General features: G+C 67.8%; 20 protein-coding genes. 13 read left to right on the top strand and 7 right to left on the bottom strand.

Going from position 1 to position 18,145, the window contains the following annotated elements; genetic code table 11:
* Positions 1-19: 19 nt before the first annotated feature.
* From ABE464_RS14980 to ABE464_RS14970, 3 genes are all read left to right on the top strand, one after another.
* Positions 20-826: a DUF4198 domain-containing protein gene (locus ABE464_RS14980; protein WP_346472610.1), complete on the top strand. Its 807-nt coding sequence runs from the start codon at positions 20-22 to the stop codon at positions 824-826.
* A 117-nt stretch (positions 827-943) separates the two neighbouring features.
* The gene (locus ABE464_RS14975) at positions 944-1,924 is read left to right on the top strand and encodes an FAD:protein FMN transferase (RefSeq protein ID WP_346472609.1); all 981 of its coding nucleotides are present in this window, start codon (positions 944-946) and stop codon (positions 1,922-1,924) included.
* The gene (locus ABE464_RS14970) at positions 1,921-3,534 is read left to right on the top strand and encodes a flavodoxin domain-containing protein (protein WP_346472608.1); all 1,614 of its coding nucleotides are present in this window, start codon (positions 1,921-1,923) and stop codon (positions 3,532-3,534) included. The genes ABE464_RS14975 and ABE464_RS14970 overlap by 4 nt, the downstream gene beginning before the upstream one ends.
* A gap of 17 nt (positions 3,535-3,551) precedes the next feature.
* Here the strand turns inward: ABE464_RS14970 and ABE464_RS14965 are convergent, their stop codons facing one another.
* From ABE464_RS14965 to ABE464_RS14950, 4 genes are all read right to left on the bottom strand, one after another.
* On the bottom strand, positions 3,552-4,163 hold the full coding sequence (locus ABE464_RS14965; RefSeq protein WP_346472607.1) for a HutD family protein: 612 nt from the start codon (positions 4,161-4,163) through the stop codon (positions 3,552-3,554).
* 37 nt (positions 4,164-4,200) lie between these two features.
* Positions 4,201-4,914: a murein L,D-transpeptidase catalytic domain family protein gene (locus ABE464_RS14960; protein ID WP_346472693.1), complete on the bottom strand. Its 714-nt coding sequence runs from the start codon at positions 4,912-4,914 to the stop codon at positions 4,201-4,203.
* Between the two features lie 21 nt (positions 4,915-4,935).
* Positions 4,936-5,997: a L,D-transpeptidase gene (locus tag ABE464_RS14955; protein WP_346472606.1), complete on the bottom strand. Its 1,062-nt coding sequence runs from the start codon at positions 5,995-5,997 to the stop codon at positions 4,936-4,938.
* 395 nt (positions 5,998-6,392) lie between these two features.
* Entirely contained in the window at positions 6,393-6,668 is a 276-nt protein-coding gene (locus ABE464_RS14950; protein ID WP_121043558.1) for a ComEA family DNA-binding protein, read from the bottom strand.
* A gap of 253 nt (positions 6,669-6,921) precedes the next feature.
* Between ABE464_RS14950 and ABE464_RS14945 the strand changes: the two genes are divergently transcribed.
* Genes ABE464_RS14945 through murU form a run of 4 tightly spaced genes read left to right on the top strand, consistent with a single transcriptional unit; the run spans position 6,922 to position 10,529 of the window.
* Positions 6,922-8,415 carry a M20 family metallopeptidase gene (locus ABE464_RS14945; protein WP_313212597.1) on the top strand — a complete coding sequence of 498 codons (1,494 nt, stop codon included), beginning with the start codon at positions 6,922-6,924 and terminating at the stop codon, positions 8,413-8,415.
* Between the two features lie 60 nt (positions 8,416-8,475).
* Positions 8,476-8,745, top strand: coding sequence for a GlsB/YeaQ/YmgE family stress response membrane protein (locus ABE464_RS14940; RefSeq protein WP_019185648.1), 270 nt, complete (start codon positions 8,476-8,478; stop codon positions 8,743-8,745).
* A 57-nt stretch (positions 8,746-8,802) separates the two neighbouring features.
* Positions 8,803-9,828 carry a phosphotransferase gene (locus tag ABE464_RS14935; RefSeq protein WP_346472605.1) on the top strand — a complete coding sequence of 342 codons (1,026 nt, stop codon included), beginning with the start codon at positions 8,803-8,805 and terminating at the stop codon, positions 9,826-9,828.
* Complete coding sequence (murU, locus tag ABE464_RS14930; RefSeq protein ID WP_346472604.1) at positions 9,825-10,529, top strand: N-acetylmuramate alpha-1-phosphate uridylyltransferase MurU; 705 nt, start codon at positions 9,825-9,827, stop codon at positions 10,527-10,529. The genes ABE464_RS14935 and murU overlap by 4 nt, the downstream gene beginning before the upstream one ends.
* A 102-nt stretch (positions 10,530-10,631) precedes the next feature.
* Here the strand turns inward: murU and hda are convergent, their stop codons facing one another.
* Genes hda through ABE464_RS14915 form a run of 3 tightly spaced genes read right to left on the bottom strand, consistent with a single transcriptional unit; the run spans position 10,632 to position 13,626 of the window.
* A complete protein-coding gene (gene hda / locus ABE464_RS14925; protein ID WP_346472603.1) occupies positions 10,632-11,342 on the bottom strand; it encodes a DnaA regulatory inactivator Hda in 711 nt (236 codons plus the stop codon).
* Positions 11,339-12,511: an AI-2E family transporter gene (locus ABE464_RS14920; RefSeq protein ID WP_046274061.1), complete on the bottom strand. Its 1,173-nt coding sequence runs from the start codon at positions 12,509-12,511 to the stop codon at positions 11,339-11,341. The genes hda and ABE464_RS14920 overlap by 4 nt, the downstream gene beginning before the upstream one ends.
* Positions 12,508-13,626 carry a DUF2066 domain-containing protein gene (locus ABE464_RS14915; RefSeq protein WP_346472602.1) on the bottom strand — a complete coding sequence of 373 codons (1,119 nt, stop codon included), beginning with the start codon at positions 13,624-13,626 and terminating at the stop codon, positions 12,508-12,510. The genes ABE464_RS14920 and ABE464_RS14915 overlap by 4 nt, the downstream gene beginning before the upstream one ends.
* Before the next feature lie 108 nt (positions 13,627-13,734).
* On the opposite strand from ABE464_RS14915, the gene purM reads away from it, so the two are divergent.
* From purM to ABE464_RS14885, 6 genes are all read left to right on the top strand, one after another.
* Positions 13,735-14,790 (top strand): phosphoribosylformylglycinamidine cyclo-ligase, encoded by a 1,056-nt coding sequence (purM, locus tag ABE464_RS14910; protein ID WP_346472601.1) that lies wholly within the window; start codon positions 13,735-13,737, stop codon positions 14,788-14,790.
* A 20-nt stretch (positions 14,791-14,810) separates the two neighbouring features.
* Positions 14,811-15,302 carry a hypothetical protein gene (locus ABE464_RS14905; protein ID WP_346472600.1) on the top strand — a complete coding sequence of 164 codons (492 nt, stop codon included), beginning with the start codon at positions 14,811-14,813 and terminating at the stop codon, positions 15,300-15,302.
* A 17-nt stretch (positions 15,303-15,319) separates the two neighbouring features.
* Complete coding sequence (locus ABE464_RS14900; protein WP_346472599.1) at positions 15,320-15,958, top strand: DUF2238 domain-containing protein; 639 nt, start codon at positions 15,320-15,322, stop codon at positions 15,956-15,958.
* Positions 15,955-16,614 carry a phosphoribosylglycinamide formyltransferase gene (purN, locus tag ABE464_RS14895; RefSeq protein WP_346472598.1) on the top strand — a complete coding sequence of 220 codons (660 nt, stop codon included), beginning with the start codon at positions 15,955-15,957 and terminating at the stop codon, positions 16,612-16,614. The genes ABE464_RS14900 and purN overlap by 4 nt, the downstream gene beginning before the upstream one ends.
* 101 nt (positions 16,615-16,715) lie before the next feature.
* On the top strand, positions 16,716-17,459 hold the full coding sequence (locus tag ABE464_RS14890) for a DUF3108 domain-containing protein (RefSeq protein WP_346472692.1): 744 nt from the start codon (positions 16,716-16,718) through the stop codon (positions 17,457-17,459).
* Between the two features lie 2 nt (positions 17,460-17,461).
* The gene (locus ABE464_RS14885; RefSeq protein WP_123728567.1) at positions 17,462-18,145 is read left to right on the top strand and encodes a DUF3108 domain-containing protein; all 684 of its coding nucleotides are present in this window, start codon (positions 17,462-17,464) and stop codon (positions 18,143-18,145) included.

The following is an 18,145-nucleotide window of genomic DNA, read 5'->3' as shown; positions in this document are numbered from 1 at the left end:
ATCCACCTGGAGTTTTTCGATGAAGCGCACGCTCGTCCTCGCCGCCGCCATGGCCGCCGCACTTCCGTTCTCCGCCCTGGCCCACAAGGCCTGGCTGCAGCCCTCGCAGACCGTGATCGCGGGCACCAACCCGTGGATCACCGTCGACGCGGCGGTCTCCAACGACCTGTTCTATTTCAACCATGTGCCGCTGCGCCTGGACAGCCTGGTCATCACTGCGCCGGACGGCACCACCGTGCAGCCGCAGAACACGGCGACCGGCAAGTTCCGCAGCGTGTTCGATGTCGAGCTGACCCAGCAGGGCACCTACCGCCTGGCCACGGTCAACAACGGCCTGTCGGCCAGCTGGGAAGAAGACGGCAAGCCCAAGCGCTGGCGCGGTACCCCGGCCACCTTCGCCACCGAAGTGCCGAAGAACGCCAGGAACCTGCAGGTGTCGCAGTCGGTGGGTCGCGTGGAAACCTTCGTCACCAACGGCACCCCGAACGACACCGCGCTCAAGCCGACCAACCAGGGCATCGAGATGATCGCGCTGGCCCACCCGAACGATCTGGTCGCCGGTGAAGCCGCGCGCTTCCGCGTGCTGGTCGACGGCAAGCCAACCGCCGGCCTGGACTTCGAGATCACCCGTGGCGGTACGCGTTACCGCAACGCGCAGGAAGAGATCAAGGTCAGCACCGATGCCAAGGGCGAGTTCGCCGTCACCTGGCCCGAAGCGGGCATGTACTGGCTGGAGACCGGCACCGAGGACAGCAAGACGTCGATCAAGGAAGCCAAGAAGCGTCGCCTGAGCTACGTGGCCACGCTGGAAGTGCTGCCGGAGTAACCCCGTTCGACGTGCATTGCGCCGTCCACCCCACCGCGCCCCCGTCGGACACGACAGGGGGCTTTTCACCTGACGCAGTCCGGCCATCGGGCTTACTGGTCCCGACGTGCCCACCCCATGAACAACCCGGATGTCGACATCGCCAGCCTCGGCGGCCACACCATGGGCACCACCTGGCAGGTAAAACTGGTCGTGGCGCGCAGCCGTGACCTGCACCCGTTGCATGCCGGCATCCAGGCACAGCTCGACGCAGTGGTCGCGCAGATGAGTACGTGGGAAGTCGACAGCGGTATCTCACGCTTCAATCGTGCAGCAGCCGGTGAATGGCAGACGCTGCCACCGTTGTTCGACACGGTGATGCAGTGCGCACTGGATATCGCGCAGCGCAGCGGCGGTGCCTTCGATCCCACCGTGGGCCCGTTGGTGGCGCTGTGGGGATTCGGTGCACAGGCACAGGCACAGCGCATTCCCGACGCTGCCACCCTCGCCGCGACCCGCGCGCGGTGTGGCTGGGAACGGCTGCGTTGGCAGCCCGGTCGCCTGCTGCAACCTGGCGGGCTGGCGTTGGACCTGTCGGCGATCGCGAAGGGCTTTGGTGTCGATCAGGTCAGCGCGTGGCTGCGCCAGAACGGCGTGCACGCAGCGCTGGTGGACGTCGGTGGCGAGCTGCATGGGTTTGGTCGCAAGCCGGATGATCAACCCTGGCGCGTGCTGGTGGAATCCTCGCCGGAAGACGATGCACAGTCAGACCATCCGCCGCGCGTGCTGGCGCTGACCGAGCGCGCCGCGGCCACTTCCGGCGATCGTTGGCACCACTTCGAACACGGCGGCGAGCAGTTCAGCCACACGCTGGATCCGCGCATCGGTGCACCGGTCACGCGCGCGGCGGCGGCGGTCACCGTGGTCGCCGGGAGCGCCATGCAGGCCGACGCCTGGGCCACTGCGTTGACGGTGATGGGCCGGGACGACGGCATCGCATTTGCACGTACCCATGCACTGGCCGCACGCTTTGTCAGCCGTGGTGCGCACGGCATCGAGGAACACATGAGCCCCGCATTCGAACAACTGCTCGCCGACGACCGCGCAGGCGCCGCATGACGCCGCGTCCTTCGCGTTCGTGGCTGGGCAACCTGGCGGCGATGCTGTTGCTGGCCGTCATTGGCTGGGCCCTGTTGCGCCTGCATCTGGGCGACGCGTGGTGGCAGAGCGCACCGCTGGCCTGGCAGTGGCGCTGGGCAGCGGGCAGCCTGGTGGGCTATGCGGCGTTCTGCACGCTGATCTGGTGGCGTGGACGCCCGCGAGAGGAGCGCGTGGCCGACAACGAAGCCGCCCCGATCCTGCTGGTCTGGGCGAGCCAGACCGGCTTCGCGCAGCAGCTGTGCGAACGCAGTGCGCAGGCGCTGCGCGCTGCCGGCCTGCCGGTCCGCATCCGCGCACTGCATGCGGTGACCGCCGCGCTTCTGCAGCGCAGCGGGCAGGTGCTGTTCGTGGTCAGTACCACCGGCGAAGGCGATGCGCCGGATCATGCGCTGCCCTTCCTGCGCAAGGTCATGCCGCAGGCGCTGGCACTGCCACACCTGCAGTACGGCGTGCTGGCGCTGGGGGATCGCAGCTACGGGCACTTCTGCGCGTTTGGCCACCAGCTCGATGCGTGGCTGCGCCAGCACGGTGCGCACCCGCTGTTTGATACGGTCGAGGTGGACAACGCCGATCCCGGCGCGCTGCGCCACTGGCAACAACTGCTGGGCCAGCTCGGGGGTGAAGCCACCGAGCTGCCCGACTGGGCGCCGGCCGAGTACCTGCCGTGGCAACTGCAGGCGCGGCACCTCGAAAACCCGGGCAGCCCGGGCGCGCCGACGTACCGCGTCACGCTGGTGCCTGCTGATGGCGTGCTGCCGGCGTGGCAGGCCGGTGACGTGGTCGAAATCGGGCCACAGCATGCGCCGGCCGAGGTCGAGGCCTGGCTGCGCGATACGCCTTGGGAGGGCGATACGGAGATCGCTGGACAGCCGCTGCGGGCGCATCTCGCGCGGGCGCATCTGCCCAGCAGCGACGAGACGGCCGCCTTTGCCGACGCCGCCGCACTGGTGGCCGCGCTACGCCCGCTGCCGCACCGCGAGTACTCCATCGCCAGCCTGCCCGCCGAAGGCCAGGTACAGCTGCTGCTGCGCCGGCAACTGCGTCCTGATGGCACTCCCGGCCTGGGCAGTGGGTGGCTGTGCGATCACGCCGCGCTGGACGGCCGCATCGATCTGCGCTTCCGCAGCAACCCGAACTTCCATGGGGTCCCGGCGGCAACCCCACTGATCCTGATCGGCAACGGCACCGGCATCGCCGGCCTGCGCGCGCACCTGCGCGAGCGCATCAGCGCCGGCGCGCGCCGCAACTGGCTGCTGTTCGGCGAACGCACCGCCGCGCACGATTTCTTCTTCGGCGACGACCTGCGCGCCTGGCAGCGTGACGGCTGGATCGCCCATCTGGATACCGTGTTCAGTCGCGACGGTGGCGAACATCACTACGTGCAGGACCGGCTGCAGGCGCGTATCCGGGAACTGCAGTCGTGGGTAAACGATGGCGCCACGATTCTGGTCTGCGGCAGCCTGCAGGGCATGGCCCCGGCGGTGGATGCGGTGATCGAGCAGGCGCTGGGCCGCGACGGGAAAGAAGCGCTGATCGTCGCCGGTCGCTATCGGCGCGACGTGTACTGAGGGTCGCCTGCAGCACCTCAGGCGCTGTTGCCACCCGCACTCACACGGATCGCCAACAATTCGCCGCCGCCGCGCAATGCGAACCGGCGGCGTTCACCCGCGGCCAGCCAGGCGGTATCACCGGCGGTCAACGGTGCCAGCAACGGCTCGCCTTCAAATTCGGCCTGGCCGGCGAGCAGATGAATCGCCCATGCCACGCCGGGTTCGGTGAAGAAAAACATGCTGCCCACCAGCGGCCGGTGCAGCAGCTCGGCCTGCACGGCATCGCGCCGCCACATCAGATTGAAATCGTGGGTCACCCCGTCGATCAGTTCACCGGTCAGCTGCGCCTCGCCGGCAAACCGCAGGCGGTCGTGCGGCGGCATCAGCGTGTGCAGCGCGCCATCGGCGAAACGCAGCCGCAGTCCTTCACCACGCAGCAGCACCAGTTCGCGATCGATGCCGGGAAACGCGGAGAACGCGGCGTCCTGTTCGATCTCGGCGATCGACAGGCGCACCTGCCAGTCCTCGCTGTCGGGTACGCGCAGGATCTCGCGGGTCCAGCCTTGGCCATTGCGCCAGCGTTCGCGGCGGTATTCGAAGGATGGAATGACGCGGCTGGCCGCGCTCAGGACGGGATCGGTCGACATGCGGCTAGTGTGCCTCAGCCAACGCACCGCAGTCCTGTCAGGACACGCCGCCGCAATCGGGTTCCAGCAGGCGCGAACGCGCCAGCCAGTCTTTGTCCGGGTAATACGCGAACACCATCGTGCCGCCGCGCAGGCTGTCGATCAGCGGCCGCGCCACGGACAGCCGCACCGCCGGGCACCCCAGGCTGCGACCCAGGCGGCCCTGCAGGCGCGCGATCGCAGGATTCACGTACGGCGCGCCGTGGATGACGATCGCGCGGTCGCGGGCATGGTCGTTGAAGCCCGGCTCCAGCCCGTCCAGGCGCAACGAATAGCCGTTGCCGCCCATGTAGGTTTCCTTGGCGGTGAACGCGCCCAGGCTGGACATGAAGCTGCCGTCTTTGTTGGAGAAATGCTGGGTGCGGTTGTCGCCACTGTTGCGCCCGTGCGCGACCCACTCTTCAAACAGCAGCCGCTGGCGGCTGAGATCGAAAATCCACATGCGCGGCTCTGTCGATGGCCGTGAGTAATCGATCACGCTCAACTTGCCCGGATCGACCCCCAGTTCCGGGCGACGCAGGGCACAGTGCATCGCGCGTGCCGCCAACTGCAATACGTGCTTGTCCGCCGCCGGCGCCGCCCTGGCCAGCATCTCGGCCATCTGCACCGGGTTACCGCCAGGCGCCGGCGCAGGGCTGGCCGCGCCTGCCGTGGCGGACGCAATCAGGCCGCAGAACGCGGCGGGCAGCAATTTCACTACACGCATGGGCAGCACACCAACCGGAGGCAACCCTTACAAAGTGGACCCACCGGCATCGGATTCCAAGACAGGCTGCAGGTTCTGTTCATCGGCCACCGGGCGTACTGCTGGCAGGCTGGTCACCAGCAACGTGGTGCCAGGCACCAGCACGCTGTACAGCTGCTCGGCGAATTCCGGCGGCAGGGCCATCGGCAGACTCGGGGTGGCGAGCAGGTCCGGGGTGGCATTGGCGGCGGTCTGGCCCAGCAGTGGATAGGCGGTCCAGCGGTGCAGCGGGCGGTGCGGGTCCAGCGGGCTGGGGTTGTCCTGGTAGCCCTGCCCCATCACGAACAGCGTGGTGCCCTCAAACGCCGGCAACGCCTTTGCTTCCAGCCGCGATTCGCCGATCAGCACACCATCGCGCAGCACGTACAGGCGCTGATCGTGCAGGCTGACCAGGATGCCAACCTGCCCTGCCGGCGCGGCCGCATCGTTCCAGTAGTGCGCGGGCGCGTCGGTGCTCTCCACCAGCGGCGTGCCGGTGCTGCTGACCGGCGCCAGCACGGCAGGATAGGCCAGCGTCATCGGCGCGCTTTTGGCATCGGCCACCACCACGGTGTCGCCGCGATGGGTTTCGCCGAACAGTTTCTGCGCGAACGCCTGCGGCAACCGCACGCAGCCGTGCGAGGCCGGGTGCCCGGGCAGGCTGCCGCCGTGCAGCGCGATGCCGTCCCAGGTCAGGCGCTGCATGTAGGGCATCGGCGCGCTGTTGTAGAGGTTGGACTTGTGGTCCTTGTCCTTCTGCAGGATCGTGAACACACCGGTCGGGGTTTCATGCCCGGTCTTGCCCGAGCTGATCGTGCTCATGCCGATCGCGATGCCGTTGCGGTACACGTAGGCGCGCTGCTCATCGAGGCTGACCACCAGCACGATCGGGCCGGCCGGGGAGATTTCCGGATGCCAGAGGAATTCGCCGGGCTTGAGATCGGTCGGCCCGCGCGGGGCCTGCGTGGTCGTGGCTGCCGTCGGCGCCGCGTTGGCGGCCGTGGCGGGAAGCATCCCGGTCGCCAGAAGCGTCCCGAGCGCCAGACTCAACAGCGTGCTGCGTACTGCCATGTCATGCATCCATTCAAAGAGATGCGGTCACGCTACACGAACGGCCGGCACGCGATCGCGAAACCCCGCGATCCGTTTCAGCCGCCCCAAAAAGCATTGCCCGGCCACACCTCCTGTGCGAACCGGGCAATCGATACATCCTTGTCGGCATCCCGCCTTCCCCCTGTGCATCCTGCCCAGTCTGGGTGCCGGCCATGCGTCCTGCACTCGGCCGTATATGCTTCCGCCATCTCAGCCCTTCCCGGGGTCTGGATGCCACCGTCCTGGTGGGTCCGCGCCAATCCTTCCGCGCCGCCTCCCTGCGTGCCGCCTCCCTGCAGCTGTCGGTGCCGCCGCGGCATCCTGCCGTGGCGACCAGTGACCGGCGTCCTGCCTGTCCCGACCTGTCCTGTTTTTCAGCGCCTTGGTACGGAGGCCGGCGCTGCCCTCCTGGGCGGTGCCTCGGCCGGCGCCTGCCTGGCCCCGGTCGTCATCCGTTGTCGATTCCGTTCGACGGTAGCTGTCCCTATCCCCTTCACCCGCGCCAGATCCTCGACGTGTTCGAAGGGGCCGTGCTGTCGCCGGTACGCGACGATCGCCTCGGCCTTCATCGGGCCCACGTTCGCCAATCCCTGCTGCAGCGTCGACGCATCCGCCGTATTGATGTTGATCCGATCGGCCGCGAAGGCCATTCCGCTCAACAGCAGTCCCAGCAACAGCGCCCTGCACGAAAACCAAGGTCCCACTGTGCAACTCCTTGTGGCTCGGAACCGGCCCCTGCCGGCAATCCTGTCGAAGGTTCCAGCGTCCCTCGCCACATACACACAGCCTATCGTCCACAGCACCTTCACACAGCAGGCCTAACACCCGACGTGATGTAGGGAAATACCTACCCCACCGCAGGCGTAGAATGGCGGCACTTGTCAAAAGCACTCCGGAGTTCAGATGGACAGCGCCAAGCTCGGCCAATTCGTCAGTGAAAAGTGGGACAACGAAATCGTCCCGCAATTGGTCGATTACATCCGTATCCCCAACAAATCGCCGATGTTCGACGCCGATTGGGTCGCCAACGGCTACATGGAACAGGCCGTCACCCTGATGGAAACCTGGGCCCGCGCCCAGAACCTGCCCGGCCTGACCGTGGAGGTCGTGCGCCTGGAAGGCCGCACCCCGCTGCTGCTGCTGGAAATCCCGGCGTCCGGCGCCGAGACCGGCGACGACACCATCCTGCTCTACGGCCACCTGGACAAGCAGCCGGAAATGACCGGTTGGGACGACGACCTGGGCCCGTGGATTCCGGTGCTGCGGGGCGACAAGCTGTACGGCCGCGGCGGCGCCGATGACGGCTACGCGATGTTCGGTTCGCTGGCGGCCGTGCTGGCGCTGCAGGAACAGGGCCTGCCGCACGCGCGCTGCGTGATCCTGATCGAAGCCTGCGAAGAATCCGGCAGCTACGACCTGCCTGCCTATGTCGATCACCTGGCCGACCGCATCGGCAAGCCGTCGCTGGTGGTGTGCCTGGATTCGGGCTGCGCCAACTACGACCAGCTGTGGTGCACCACCTCGCTGCGCGGGCTGACCGGCGGCAATTTCTCGGTCAAGGTGCTCAACGAAGGCGTGCATTCCGGCGATGCCTCCGGCGTGATCCCGTCCAGCTTCCGCCTGCTGCGCCAGCTGATCTCGCGCATCGAGGACGAGAACACCGGCCGCATCCTGATCGACGGCATGAATGTCGAGATCCCGGCCGAGCGCCAGGAGCAGGCCAAGCGTGCCGCTGAAGTGGTGGACACCGCGATCTTCGAGAAATTCCCGATGGTCGACGGCCTGCGCCCGATGAACGATGACCTGGCCGAACTGGTGCTCAACCGCACCTGGCGCCCGGCGCTGTCGGTCACCGGTGTGGACGGCCTGCCGCCGCTGGCGTCGGCCGGCAACGTGCTGCGCCCGCATACCGCGGTGAAGCTGTCGCTGCGCCTGCCCCCGACCGCCGACGGCAAAGCCTGCGGCGAGCTGCTCAAGGAGGCCCTGCTGCGCGATCCGCCGAACGGTGCGGAAGTGAAGCTGGACCTGGAGAAGGCCTCCAGCGGCTGGAACGCCCCGGCGATGGCGCCGTGGCTGACCCAGGCGATCGACGATGCCAGCCAGACCTTCTTCGGCAAGCCGGCGATGTACATGGGCGAAGGCGGCTCGATCCCGTTCATGGGCATGCTCGGCGAGAAGTTCCCGGGTGCGCAGTTCATGATCACCGGCGTGCTCGGCCCGCATTCCAATGCGCACGGCCCGAACGAGTTCCTGCACATCCCGATGGGCAAGCGCGTGACCTCGTGCGTGTCCAAAGTGATCAGCGAGCATTACGCGGCCAGCCTGCGTGGCGAGACCAGCGGTTCGCCGGTCGCTGCCGACAGCGGCACCCGTCACGGCGGCCACGGCTGCTGCTGACGTTGGCGGACGCAGCCTGGCCTTGCTAGGCTGCGTCCACCTTCTACTGACGTCTTTGGCATGAACGGACTGTTTGGCAGCACCAGCTGGCTCTACATCATCCTGGTCGGCTTCGTCGTCGGTCTGCTCGGGCGCTTCTTCATGCCCGGCAACAACCGCATGGGTTGCCTGCTGACCATCGTGCTCGGCATCGTCGGCGCCCTGCTGGCCGGCTGGTTCGGCCAGTACATGGGCTGGTATGCCCGTGGCGAGCCTGCCGGGTTCATCGGCGCGATCCTCGGTGCGGTCGCGGTGCTGGCCGTGCTCCGGCTGTTCAGCAGCAAGCGCTGACCGTCCCCCTCTCTTCTTTCCCGCGCGCCATCCGGCGCCGCTTCGACGTACCCGTCCATGAACGATCCTGCTTCCGATCCGCTGCGCGCCGACCTTCGCCGGCAGTGGACCTGCGCCGCCCTTGGCGATCCGGCCACCGCCCTCGACCGTGCCTCGGTCGATGCCGGTTTCCGCAGCTACTGGCGCGCCACCAGCGCGCGCGGCAGCCACATCGTGATGGACTCCCCGCCCGGGCTGGAGGATGTGCGGCCGTGGCTGCGCATGCACGACCTGCTCGAGCCCAACGGCGTGCGCGTGCCGCAGGTGCTGGCCCGCGATGAGGACAACGGCTTCCTGCTGCTGGAAGACCTGGGTGGCCCGACCCTGGCCCGCCATATCGACAACGACAATGCCGATGCCTGGTTCGATGCCGCCTTCGCGCAGTTGATCCGGCTGCAGTCGATCCCGGTGCCCGAGGGCATGGGCAGCTTCGGCGAGGCGCTGCTGCAGCGTGACGCCGGGCTGTTCGACGAATGGTTCCTGCAGCGCCACCTCGGCCTTGCACTGGACTGTGGCGAGATCGAGAACCTGCAGCGCATGCACCGCCTGCTGATGGACAACGCGCTGCAGCAGCCGCAGGTGCTGACCCACCGCGATTTCATGCCGCGCAACCTGATGCCCATCGAGGGTGGCCCGGCGGTGCTGGATTTCCAGGACCTGGTACGCGGGCCGATCGCTTACGACCCGGTCAGCCTGTTCAAGGATGCGTTCCTGAGCTGGCCGATCGAACGTGTGGACGCGTGGCTGGCGCGCTATCACGCGCTCGCCCTGGCCGCCGGTCTGCCGATGCGGCCGTGGCCGCAGTTCCTGCGCGACGCCGACTGGATGGGCGTGCAGCGCCACCTGAAAATCCTCGGCCTGTTTGTGCGCCTGCGCGATCGCGATGGCAAGGGACACTACTTCGAGGATGCACCGCGCTTCATCCGCTATTTGGACGAAGTGCTGCCGCGCCATCCCGAACTCGCGCCACTGCACGATCTGTTCGAGCTGCGCATCAAACCGGCCCTGGCGCGTATCGCAGAACCGGTCCTGGCCCGCCCATGAAGGCGATGATCTTCTCGGCCGGTAAAGGCGAGCGCATGCGCCCGCTGACCCTGCACACGCCCAAGCCACTGCTGGTGGCCGGGGGCAAACCGCTGATCGTGTGGCATCTGGAGCGGCTCGCGGCCGCCGGCATCGAAGAGGTGGTGATCAACACCGCCTGGCTCGGCGATCAGTTCGCGCCCGCACTCGGCGACGGTGCGCGCTGGGGCCTGCGTCTGCAGTTCCTCCATGAAGGCGCTGTGCCGCTGGAAACCGGCGGCGGCATTCTCAACGCACTGCCGGTCCTCGGCGATGCACCGTTCCTGGTGATCAACGGCGATGTGTGGACGGATGTCGATCTCGCCACGCTACCGCGCACACCCTCGGGCAATGCGCATCTGGTGCTGGTCGACAATCCCGCGCAGCACCCGCGCGGCGATTTCATCCTGCACGCCGATGGTCGCGTCGGCGATGACGGCGACAGCGCCCGGCTCACCTATGCAGGTGTGGGCGTGTACCGCCCCGCGATCATCGATGGATGGCGCGCGGTGATCGGCGCTACGGCCGGTGCCAGCGCGAACCCGCCCCAGTTCGGCCTCACCCCGCTGCTGCGGCATGCGATGGCGCAGGGCCGCGTGACCGGCCAGCATCACGCGGGTAGATGGACCGATGTGGGCACGCCGGAGCGGCTGGCGCAGCTGGACGCGGAACTGGACGCCTGATCCGGCCAGGGTATCGCCACGCCATGCGTGGCTGAGGCAGTCGCGCTGCCCGCACCAGATACATCCACGCATGGCGTGGATCTACGCGCCGTTCCCCGACCGTTACATCAGGTGCGGGCCGTCTTCCAGCACCTGGCGCAGGAACGGCACGGTGATGCGGCGCTGGGCCGCCAGCGATTCGCGGTCCAGCCAGTCCAGCAGGCTGACCAGGCTGCCCAGCTCACGGCCGGTACGGGTCAGCAACCATTCGATCGCCGCTTCATCGATCGCCAGCCCACGGCGTGCCGCGCGCTCGCGCAGCACCGCCGCGCGGCCTTCGTCATCCAGCGGCTGCAGCATCACGCGCACGCACTGCTGCAGGCGTGAGCGCAGGTCAGGCAACACCAGTCCGAGCTGGTCCGGGGCGTGCTGTGCGGTGTACAGCAGGGTGATGCCCGCTGCGCGCGCGCGGTTGTGGAAATCGAACAGCGCCACTTCGTCTTCGCGCTGCCCGGCCACCGCATCCAGCCCGTCCAGCGCGACCAGGTCGCGGCCTTCCAGCGATTCCAGCGCGGCGCGCGTGCGCCCCACCACCGCCTTCAGCGGCAGATAGGTCGGCTGGCGGCCGGCCTGCTCGGCCAGCGAGCACATCGCCAGCGCCTGATGCGTCTTGCCGGTGCCCGGCGCGCCTTCCAGATACACCCAGTCATGCGCGGCGCCCACGGCAATGGCGCGCAGCTGCGCCAGCGCGCCGTCCGGCGCACCGATGAACGTCTCCAACCGCTCGTCCTGCGGGTAGCGCAGGGCAAGTGGCAACTGCGGAACGACACTCACTGCGCGTCCGGCCCCTTCGGGGTGCCCACGATGACGATCTCGGGCTTGTCCACATAGGCATCGAGCACGATCGCCGATTTCTCACCGGCGTACAGATCGCTCTGGCGATAGCGCTGATGTGCATAACGCAGCAGCACGTTGCTGACTGCCGCCACCGGCAGCGCCAGCAGCATGCCGAGGAAACCGAACAGCTGGCCACCGGCCATCACCGCGAAGATCACCGCCACCGGGTGCAGGCCGATCTTGTCGCCGACGATGCGCGGGGTCAGCACGTAGCTTTCCAGCAGCTGGCCCACCGTGAACACCACGCCGACCAGGATCAGCAGCTTCAGATCGAAGCCCTGCGCCTGGACCAGTGCCGCCACGACGGCCATCACGATGCCGGTGGTCGCGCCCAGGTACGGAATGAAGCTGATCAGGCCAGCCACCAGGCCGATCAACAGGCCCAGCTTCAGGCCGACCAGCGACAGGCCGGCGGCGTACACCACGCCCAGCGCGATCATCACCAGGAACTGGCCGCGGATGAACGCACCGAGCACTTCATCCGATTCACGCGCCAGGTTGGTGATGGTGCCGACATGGTTGCGCGGAATCATCGAAGCCACGCGCTCGACCAGCTTGTCCCAGTCGCGCAGGAAGTAGAACGCCAGGATCGGCAGCAGCAGGATGTTGACCACCCACGTCACCATGGTGAAGCCCGAGCGCTGCACGTAGCCGAAGAAGGTCTTGGCAAAGCCGCCGGCCTGCTGCCAGTGGCTGCGCACCCATTCGATCAGCCGGTCCGGGTCCATCCACTGCATGACCTCCAGCCCGGTCTTCTGCTCGAACCACGGGATGCCCTTTTCCATCAGCCACTGCTGTGCCTGCGGGATCGCCGCCACCAGCGTGGCGACCTGGCGCTCGATCATCGGCACCAGGATCAGCAGCGCGGCGGTGATCAGCAGGATCATCGCCACGAACACCAGCACGACGCCGGTGTTGCGCGAGCGGCCGGTGGCCTCGATCCGGTCGACCAGCGGGTCACCCAGCCAGGCCAGGGCCAAGGCCAACACGAACGGGGTGAGGATCGGCCCGAGCAGCCAGATCACCCAGCCGGCGGCGAGCGCCACCAGCACATATTTCAACCGCCTGAGGAACTGTGCGATTTCCGCTTCGGGGGTGAGGATCATCGCAGGCGGTACTCGTTGCTGGCAGGCGGCGGCAGGGCCGAGGGGGTGGTTTCATCGATCGGCACCGGCAGCGGCGCGGTCGGCGCGATCACGCCGTTGTCGCCCAGCATGCGGTTCAGGCCGGCCAGGCCGGTGGTCATCTCCAGCGACAGCTCCAGGCGATCGCCCGAGGCGCGCACCGGGGTGACGTTGCGGACCACGGCGGTCTCACGCAGGCCGGCGGCCAGACGCATGTAGTCCTCGGCACTGTTCAGGCCCAGCACGACGATGGTGTACGTGCCGGCAGCACCGGTGGCGGCACCGGCCTTGGCATAGCGGCGGACCAGCGCGTCGGCGGCGCCGTCGGCACCCCCGGCCATGGCGCGGCGGGCATCACTGTCCTTGGTGGTCCATTTGTTCAGTTCCTTGCCGCCATCGACGAACACCCAGTCGGCCACCCATCCGCTGCCCTGGCGGTACAGCTTGCCGATCAGCTGCATCGGCGGGGCATAGCGTGCGGAGGCACGGGCCACGGAGGCCGTGTCCTGGCGCCAGATCGCGCCGACCAGCGCCTGCTCGGCCGCGCTGCCCGTGGGCAGGCCCAGCTTGTAGCCGCGCTCGATGGCACGGTTGAGCAGCGGGCGGGCCGCATTGGCCTGCTGGACGGTCACCAGACGCGGGCCGGAGCCATCATCGATGGCCAGCCAGATCACCGGCTTCGGGCGCGGCTGCGGCCACAGCGGCAGGCCGAGGGCGGAGATCAGGCTGTCGACGTCATCCTCGCGGAAGCGGGCCACCAGGATGGTGCGGTAGCTCGGTGCGCCGCCGGCCGAGGTGCTCTGGTCCTGGCGGTAGTCATAGCTGGCCACGTAATCCTTGGCATTGCGCAGGGCCTGCATCACCCCGGGGCGGCTCATCACGCTGCGGTCGCCCGAGAGCTTGGCCAGCACATTGCCCAGCGCCCGGGACAGGGCACCGTTGCGGTCCGAATCGGCCTGGCTGTTGACCGGGACCTCGGCCTCGTAAGCGCCACTGGCACTGGCCACATCGCCTTCGGTGCGCAGGCCGCTCTGGGCCATCGAGGCCACTGGCAGGCACAACGCGAGGAACATCATGAAAAAGAGGCTGCGGCGCATCAGGACTTCCATTGAGCGTATCCGGGGGGAATTGTTGCCCGAATAGGGCCTGCGCGCCAACGTGGCCTGTTAAAATCGCGCTTTCACCCCAGCGCAGCGCCGACGCCCGTGACCAATTCCCCGTCCAACCCCTCTCCCCTGACCTACCGCGACGCCGGTGTCGATATCGACGCGGGCAATGAGCTGGTCGAGCGCATCAAGCCGCTGGTGAAGCGCAGTTTCCGCCCGGAAGTCATGGGCGGGCTGGGTGGCTTCGGCGCCCTGTTCGACCTCTCCAACAAGTACCGCGAGCCGGTCCTGGTCTCGGGCACGGACGGCGTGGGCACCAAGCTGAAGCTCGCACAACAGCTGGGCCGCCATGACACGATCGGCATCGATCTGGTCGCGATGTGCGTGAACGACGTGCTGGTCCAGGGCGCCGAGCCGCTGTTCTTCCTGGATTATTTCGCCACCGGCAAGCTCGACATCGACACCGCTGCGGCGGTCGTGGGCGGCATCGCCAATGGCTGCACCGAAGCCGGTTGCGCGCTGATCGGCGGTGAAACCGCTGAAATGCCGGACATGTATGCCCCGGGCGAGTACGACCTGGCCGGCTTCACCGTCGCTGGCGTGGAGAAGAGCGAACTGAAGGACGGCGCCAGCGTGGCCGCCGGCGATGTGCTGATCGGCATCGCCTCCTCCGGTCCACACTCCAACGGCTACTCGCTGGTGCGCCGCATCTACGACCGCGCCGGGCAGCCGGCTGATCTGGAGCTGGACGGCGGCGTAAAGCTGGTCGATGCGCTGATGGCGCCGACCCGCCTGTACGTCAAGCCGATCCTGGCGCTGCTCAAGACCCACGGCGCGGCGATCCACGGCATGGCCCACATCACCGGTGGTGGCCTGACCGAGAACATCATCCGCGTGGTGCCCGATGGCCTGGGCCTGGACATCAAGGCCGACGCCTGGACCCTGCCGCCGGTGTTCCAGTGGCTGCAGAAGGAAGGCGCCGTGGCGGACAGCGAGATGTGGCGCACCTTCAACTGCGGCATCGGTTTCGTGCTGATCGTGGCCGCCGACCAGGTCGGCTCGGTCGGCGCTGCGATGGCCGCACAGGGCCTGGAGCACTGGACCATTGGCGCGGTCACCGTCGCCGACGGTACCGAGCGCGTCAAGATCGGCTGATCGCGCCCATGGAGCCCCGCATGGAGGCCATCGCTCCACCACCGCTGCCGCCCCGGTTGCCGGCGGCACCGCCGCGTGGCGGCCAGGACGAGGCGGCGCAGTTGCGCCTGTTGTCGGTACTGCACTACGTGATGGCCGGTTTTACCGCGCTGTTTTCCCTGTTCCCGGTGATCTACCTGGTGCTGGGCATCGCAGTGCTCAGCGGGGCCATGCCGATGGACGGCAGCACGGCCTCATCGCCAGGCGAGGTCCAGCTGATGGGCTGGATGTTCACCGGCCTGGGCGCGGTGTTCTTCCTGGGCATGCTCGCCACGGCCGGCCTGATCGGCTACGCCGGGCGCTGCCTGGCGCGTAGCCAGCGCCATACCCTGTGCATGGTCGCCGCCGGCGTGTGCTGCATGTTCATGCCGCTAGGCACCCTCCTCGGCGTGTTCACCCTGGTCACCCTGACCCGCACCCCGGTGCGTGAGCGCTTCGCGCACGGCGCCACCCCGCCCCCTTCAACGCCCTGACCTGCCGGCTGACGCGCATGAACCACCGTGGCCGCAGTGCCCGTCCGTTTTCGATGGCCAAGAAGCTCGCCCTTGTCGCCGTGCTGGCGATCTTCGCCGCCAGCTGGATCCAGCCGCTGTGGCCGCTTGAGCAGACCCTGCACAGCTCGCTGACCGTGATCGGTCTGGTGGCGTTGTGGTGGGTAGACCGCCGCTGGGGGCTGGGCAACGGCGCGTTCGCCGCCATCTGCGGCTTCATCGCCATCCACTGCATCGCCGCGCGCTGGCTGTATTCCAACGTGCCTTACGACGCCTGGCTGCAAGCCGCGCTGCAGTGGTCGCCGGACGCCGCCTTCGGCTGGCAGCGCAACCACTTCGACCGCCTCATTCATTTCCTGTACGGCGTCTGTTTCACCCCGGCGCTGCTGCAACTGGCGCGGCATACGTGGCCTGCGCTGCGCATCGGCCAGGCCTTCACCCTGGCGGTGATGGCGGTGATGTGCTCCAGCCTGGCCTACGAATGGCTGGAATGGGGCATTGCGCTGCTGCTGTCGCCCGAGGCGGCCGAGGCCTACAACGGTCAGCAGGGGGATGTGTGGGATGCGCACGCCGACATGCTTCTGGCCACGCTGGGCAGCCTGCTGGTCTGGCCGATGGCACGGCGGAGCACGCGATGAGCGCACCGGCACGCCTGGCAGTGCTCGCATCCGGGCGCGGCAGCAACCTGCAGGCGATCACTGCGGCCATCGCGGCCGGCCAGCTCGACGCGCAGGTCGTGGCGGTGCTGTCGGACAAGCCCGATGCGCCCGCCCTCCTGCACGTCGCTGCCGAGCAGCGCTGGGCACGTTCACCCAAGGACTTCGTCGACCGCGCCGCCTTCGATGCCGCGCTGGGCGATGCACTGGCCGGGTTTGCCCCGGACTGGGTGGTCTGCGCCGGTTACATGCGCATCCTCGGCGCTGATTTCGTCGCGCGCTTCAATGGCCGCCTGGTCAACATCCATCCCTCGCTGCTGCCGCTCTACAAGGGCCTGCACACGCATGCGCGTGCGCTGGAGGCCGGTGACGCTGAGCACGGCGCCAGCGTGCACTTCGTGGTACCCGAACTCGATGCCGGCACGGTGCTGGCCCAGGCGCGCGTGCCGGTCCAGACCGGCGACACGGCCGAAACGCTGGCCCAGCGTGTGCTGGCCGTGGAGCATCCGCTGCTGATCGCCAGCCTGGCGCTGCTGGTCAGTGGTCGTGTAACTGAACAGGCAGGTCAGCTCCAGCTCGACGGTCACCCTCTGTTTAGCCCGCTGCGCCTAGATTGCGCCGGACAGCTGAACCGATAAGCGGCGCGCACACACGCTGCTGATCCCGGCGCTGGCATCCTCTCCTCCCCCTCCCCCGACCGGCCCGCATGAGAACGCCTTTGTTCAAGCCCGTGCTGCTGATGGCATCCCTGCTGTGCACCGCCGCCCTTGCCCACGCGCAGGATGCAGCGACACCACCGCTGCCCGCCCTGCCCGCCATGGACTGGGAAGCACCGCCGCTGCAGCCGTTCACCGCCACCTACCAGGCCCTGTACAAGGGCAAGCAGGCCGGCGATGCCACCATGCGTGTCACCCACACCGGTGGCCAGCAGTGGCGCGTGGACATGCAGGTGGTCGGCCGCAGCGGCTTCGCCAGCGTGCTCGGCCTGAACCTGGAGCAGAGCACGGTGTTCGAGAACCGCAACGGCACTTATGTACCGTTGAGCCAGAGCACCGTCCGCAAGGGCCTGTTCCTGGGCAAGAAGGTCACCGGCACCTACGACTGGCAGGCTGGCACCGCGCAGTGGCTGGGCGATCTGAAAAAAGAGCGCCGCCAGCCGATCCCGCTGCAGCCGGGCGACCAGAGCGCGCTGCTGCTGAACCTGGCGATCATGCGCGACGCGCGTCCGGGCGGGCAGATGCACTACCGCTATGTGGACGTGGGCCGCGTTCGCCAGCATGACTACCAGGCCGCGCCGGACACCGAGAACGTGCCGGTTGGCGATCTGTCCTACAACGCGCTGCGGGTGTATCGCACCAACGGCGGCAATGACGAAACCATCCTCTGGATCGCCAACGGTGTTCCCACGCCGGTGCGCATCCTGCAACGCGAAGATGGCGAAGATCGGATTGATCTGCGCCTGATCGAATACCAAGGAGTCTGAGCATGACCACATTGAATCGTCCGCTGACCTGGATCGCCGCTGGCGCCTTGGCCGTGGTGAGCCTGCCCGCCATGGCGCTGCAGCCGTTCAAGGCCGACTACCAGGCCAGCTACATGGGCATGCAGGCCAATGGCACCATGACGCTGACCAGCGAAGGCGCCAACAAGTGGCGTTACAGCCTCAACGTCAAGAACCAGCTGGCCGACCTCAGCCAGAACACCGTGTTCGAGGAAGCCAACGGCCGCCTGCGCCCGCTCAGCAGCAATGACCGCTCGGTGCTGCTGGTCAAGAAGCGCAACGTGGACGCCACCTACAACTGGAGCAGCAACCAGGCCACCTGGACCGGCGACGTCAAGCCGGACCGCCGTGGTCCGGTCGCGCTCAAGGCCGGTGACATGGATGCCCTGCTGATCAACCTGGCGATCGCGCGCGATCTGGCGGCCGGCAAACCGCTGAACTACCGCATGGTCGACGAAGGCCGGATCAAGCCGATGTCCTACAAGGTGGTCGGCAAGGAGAAGATCACCGTGGCCGGCAAGTCCTACGACGCCACCAAGGTGTCGCGGACCGATGGCAACAAGGAACTGATCGCCTGGATCGTGCCGGAGTTCCCGGTGCCGGCGCGTCTGCTGCAGCGTGAGAGCGGCAAGGATGCACTGGATCTGACGATCAAAGGCATGAACTGA

The sequence above is a fragment of the Stenotrophomonas sp. TWI587 genome (genome assembly GCF_039674145.1).
GTDB lineage: Bacteria > Pseudomonadota > Gammaproteobacteria > Xanthomonadales > Xanthomonadaceae > Stenotrophomonas > Stenotrophomonas maltophilia_AY.
Note: the sequence above shows the minus strand (reverse complement) of the source record. Positions and strands in the feature narration are given on the sequence as shown.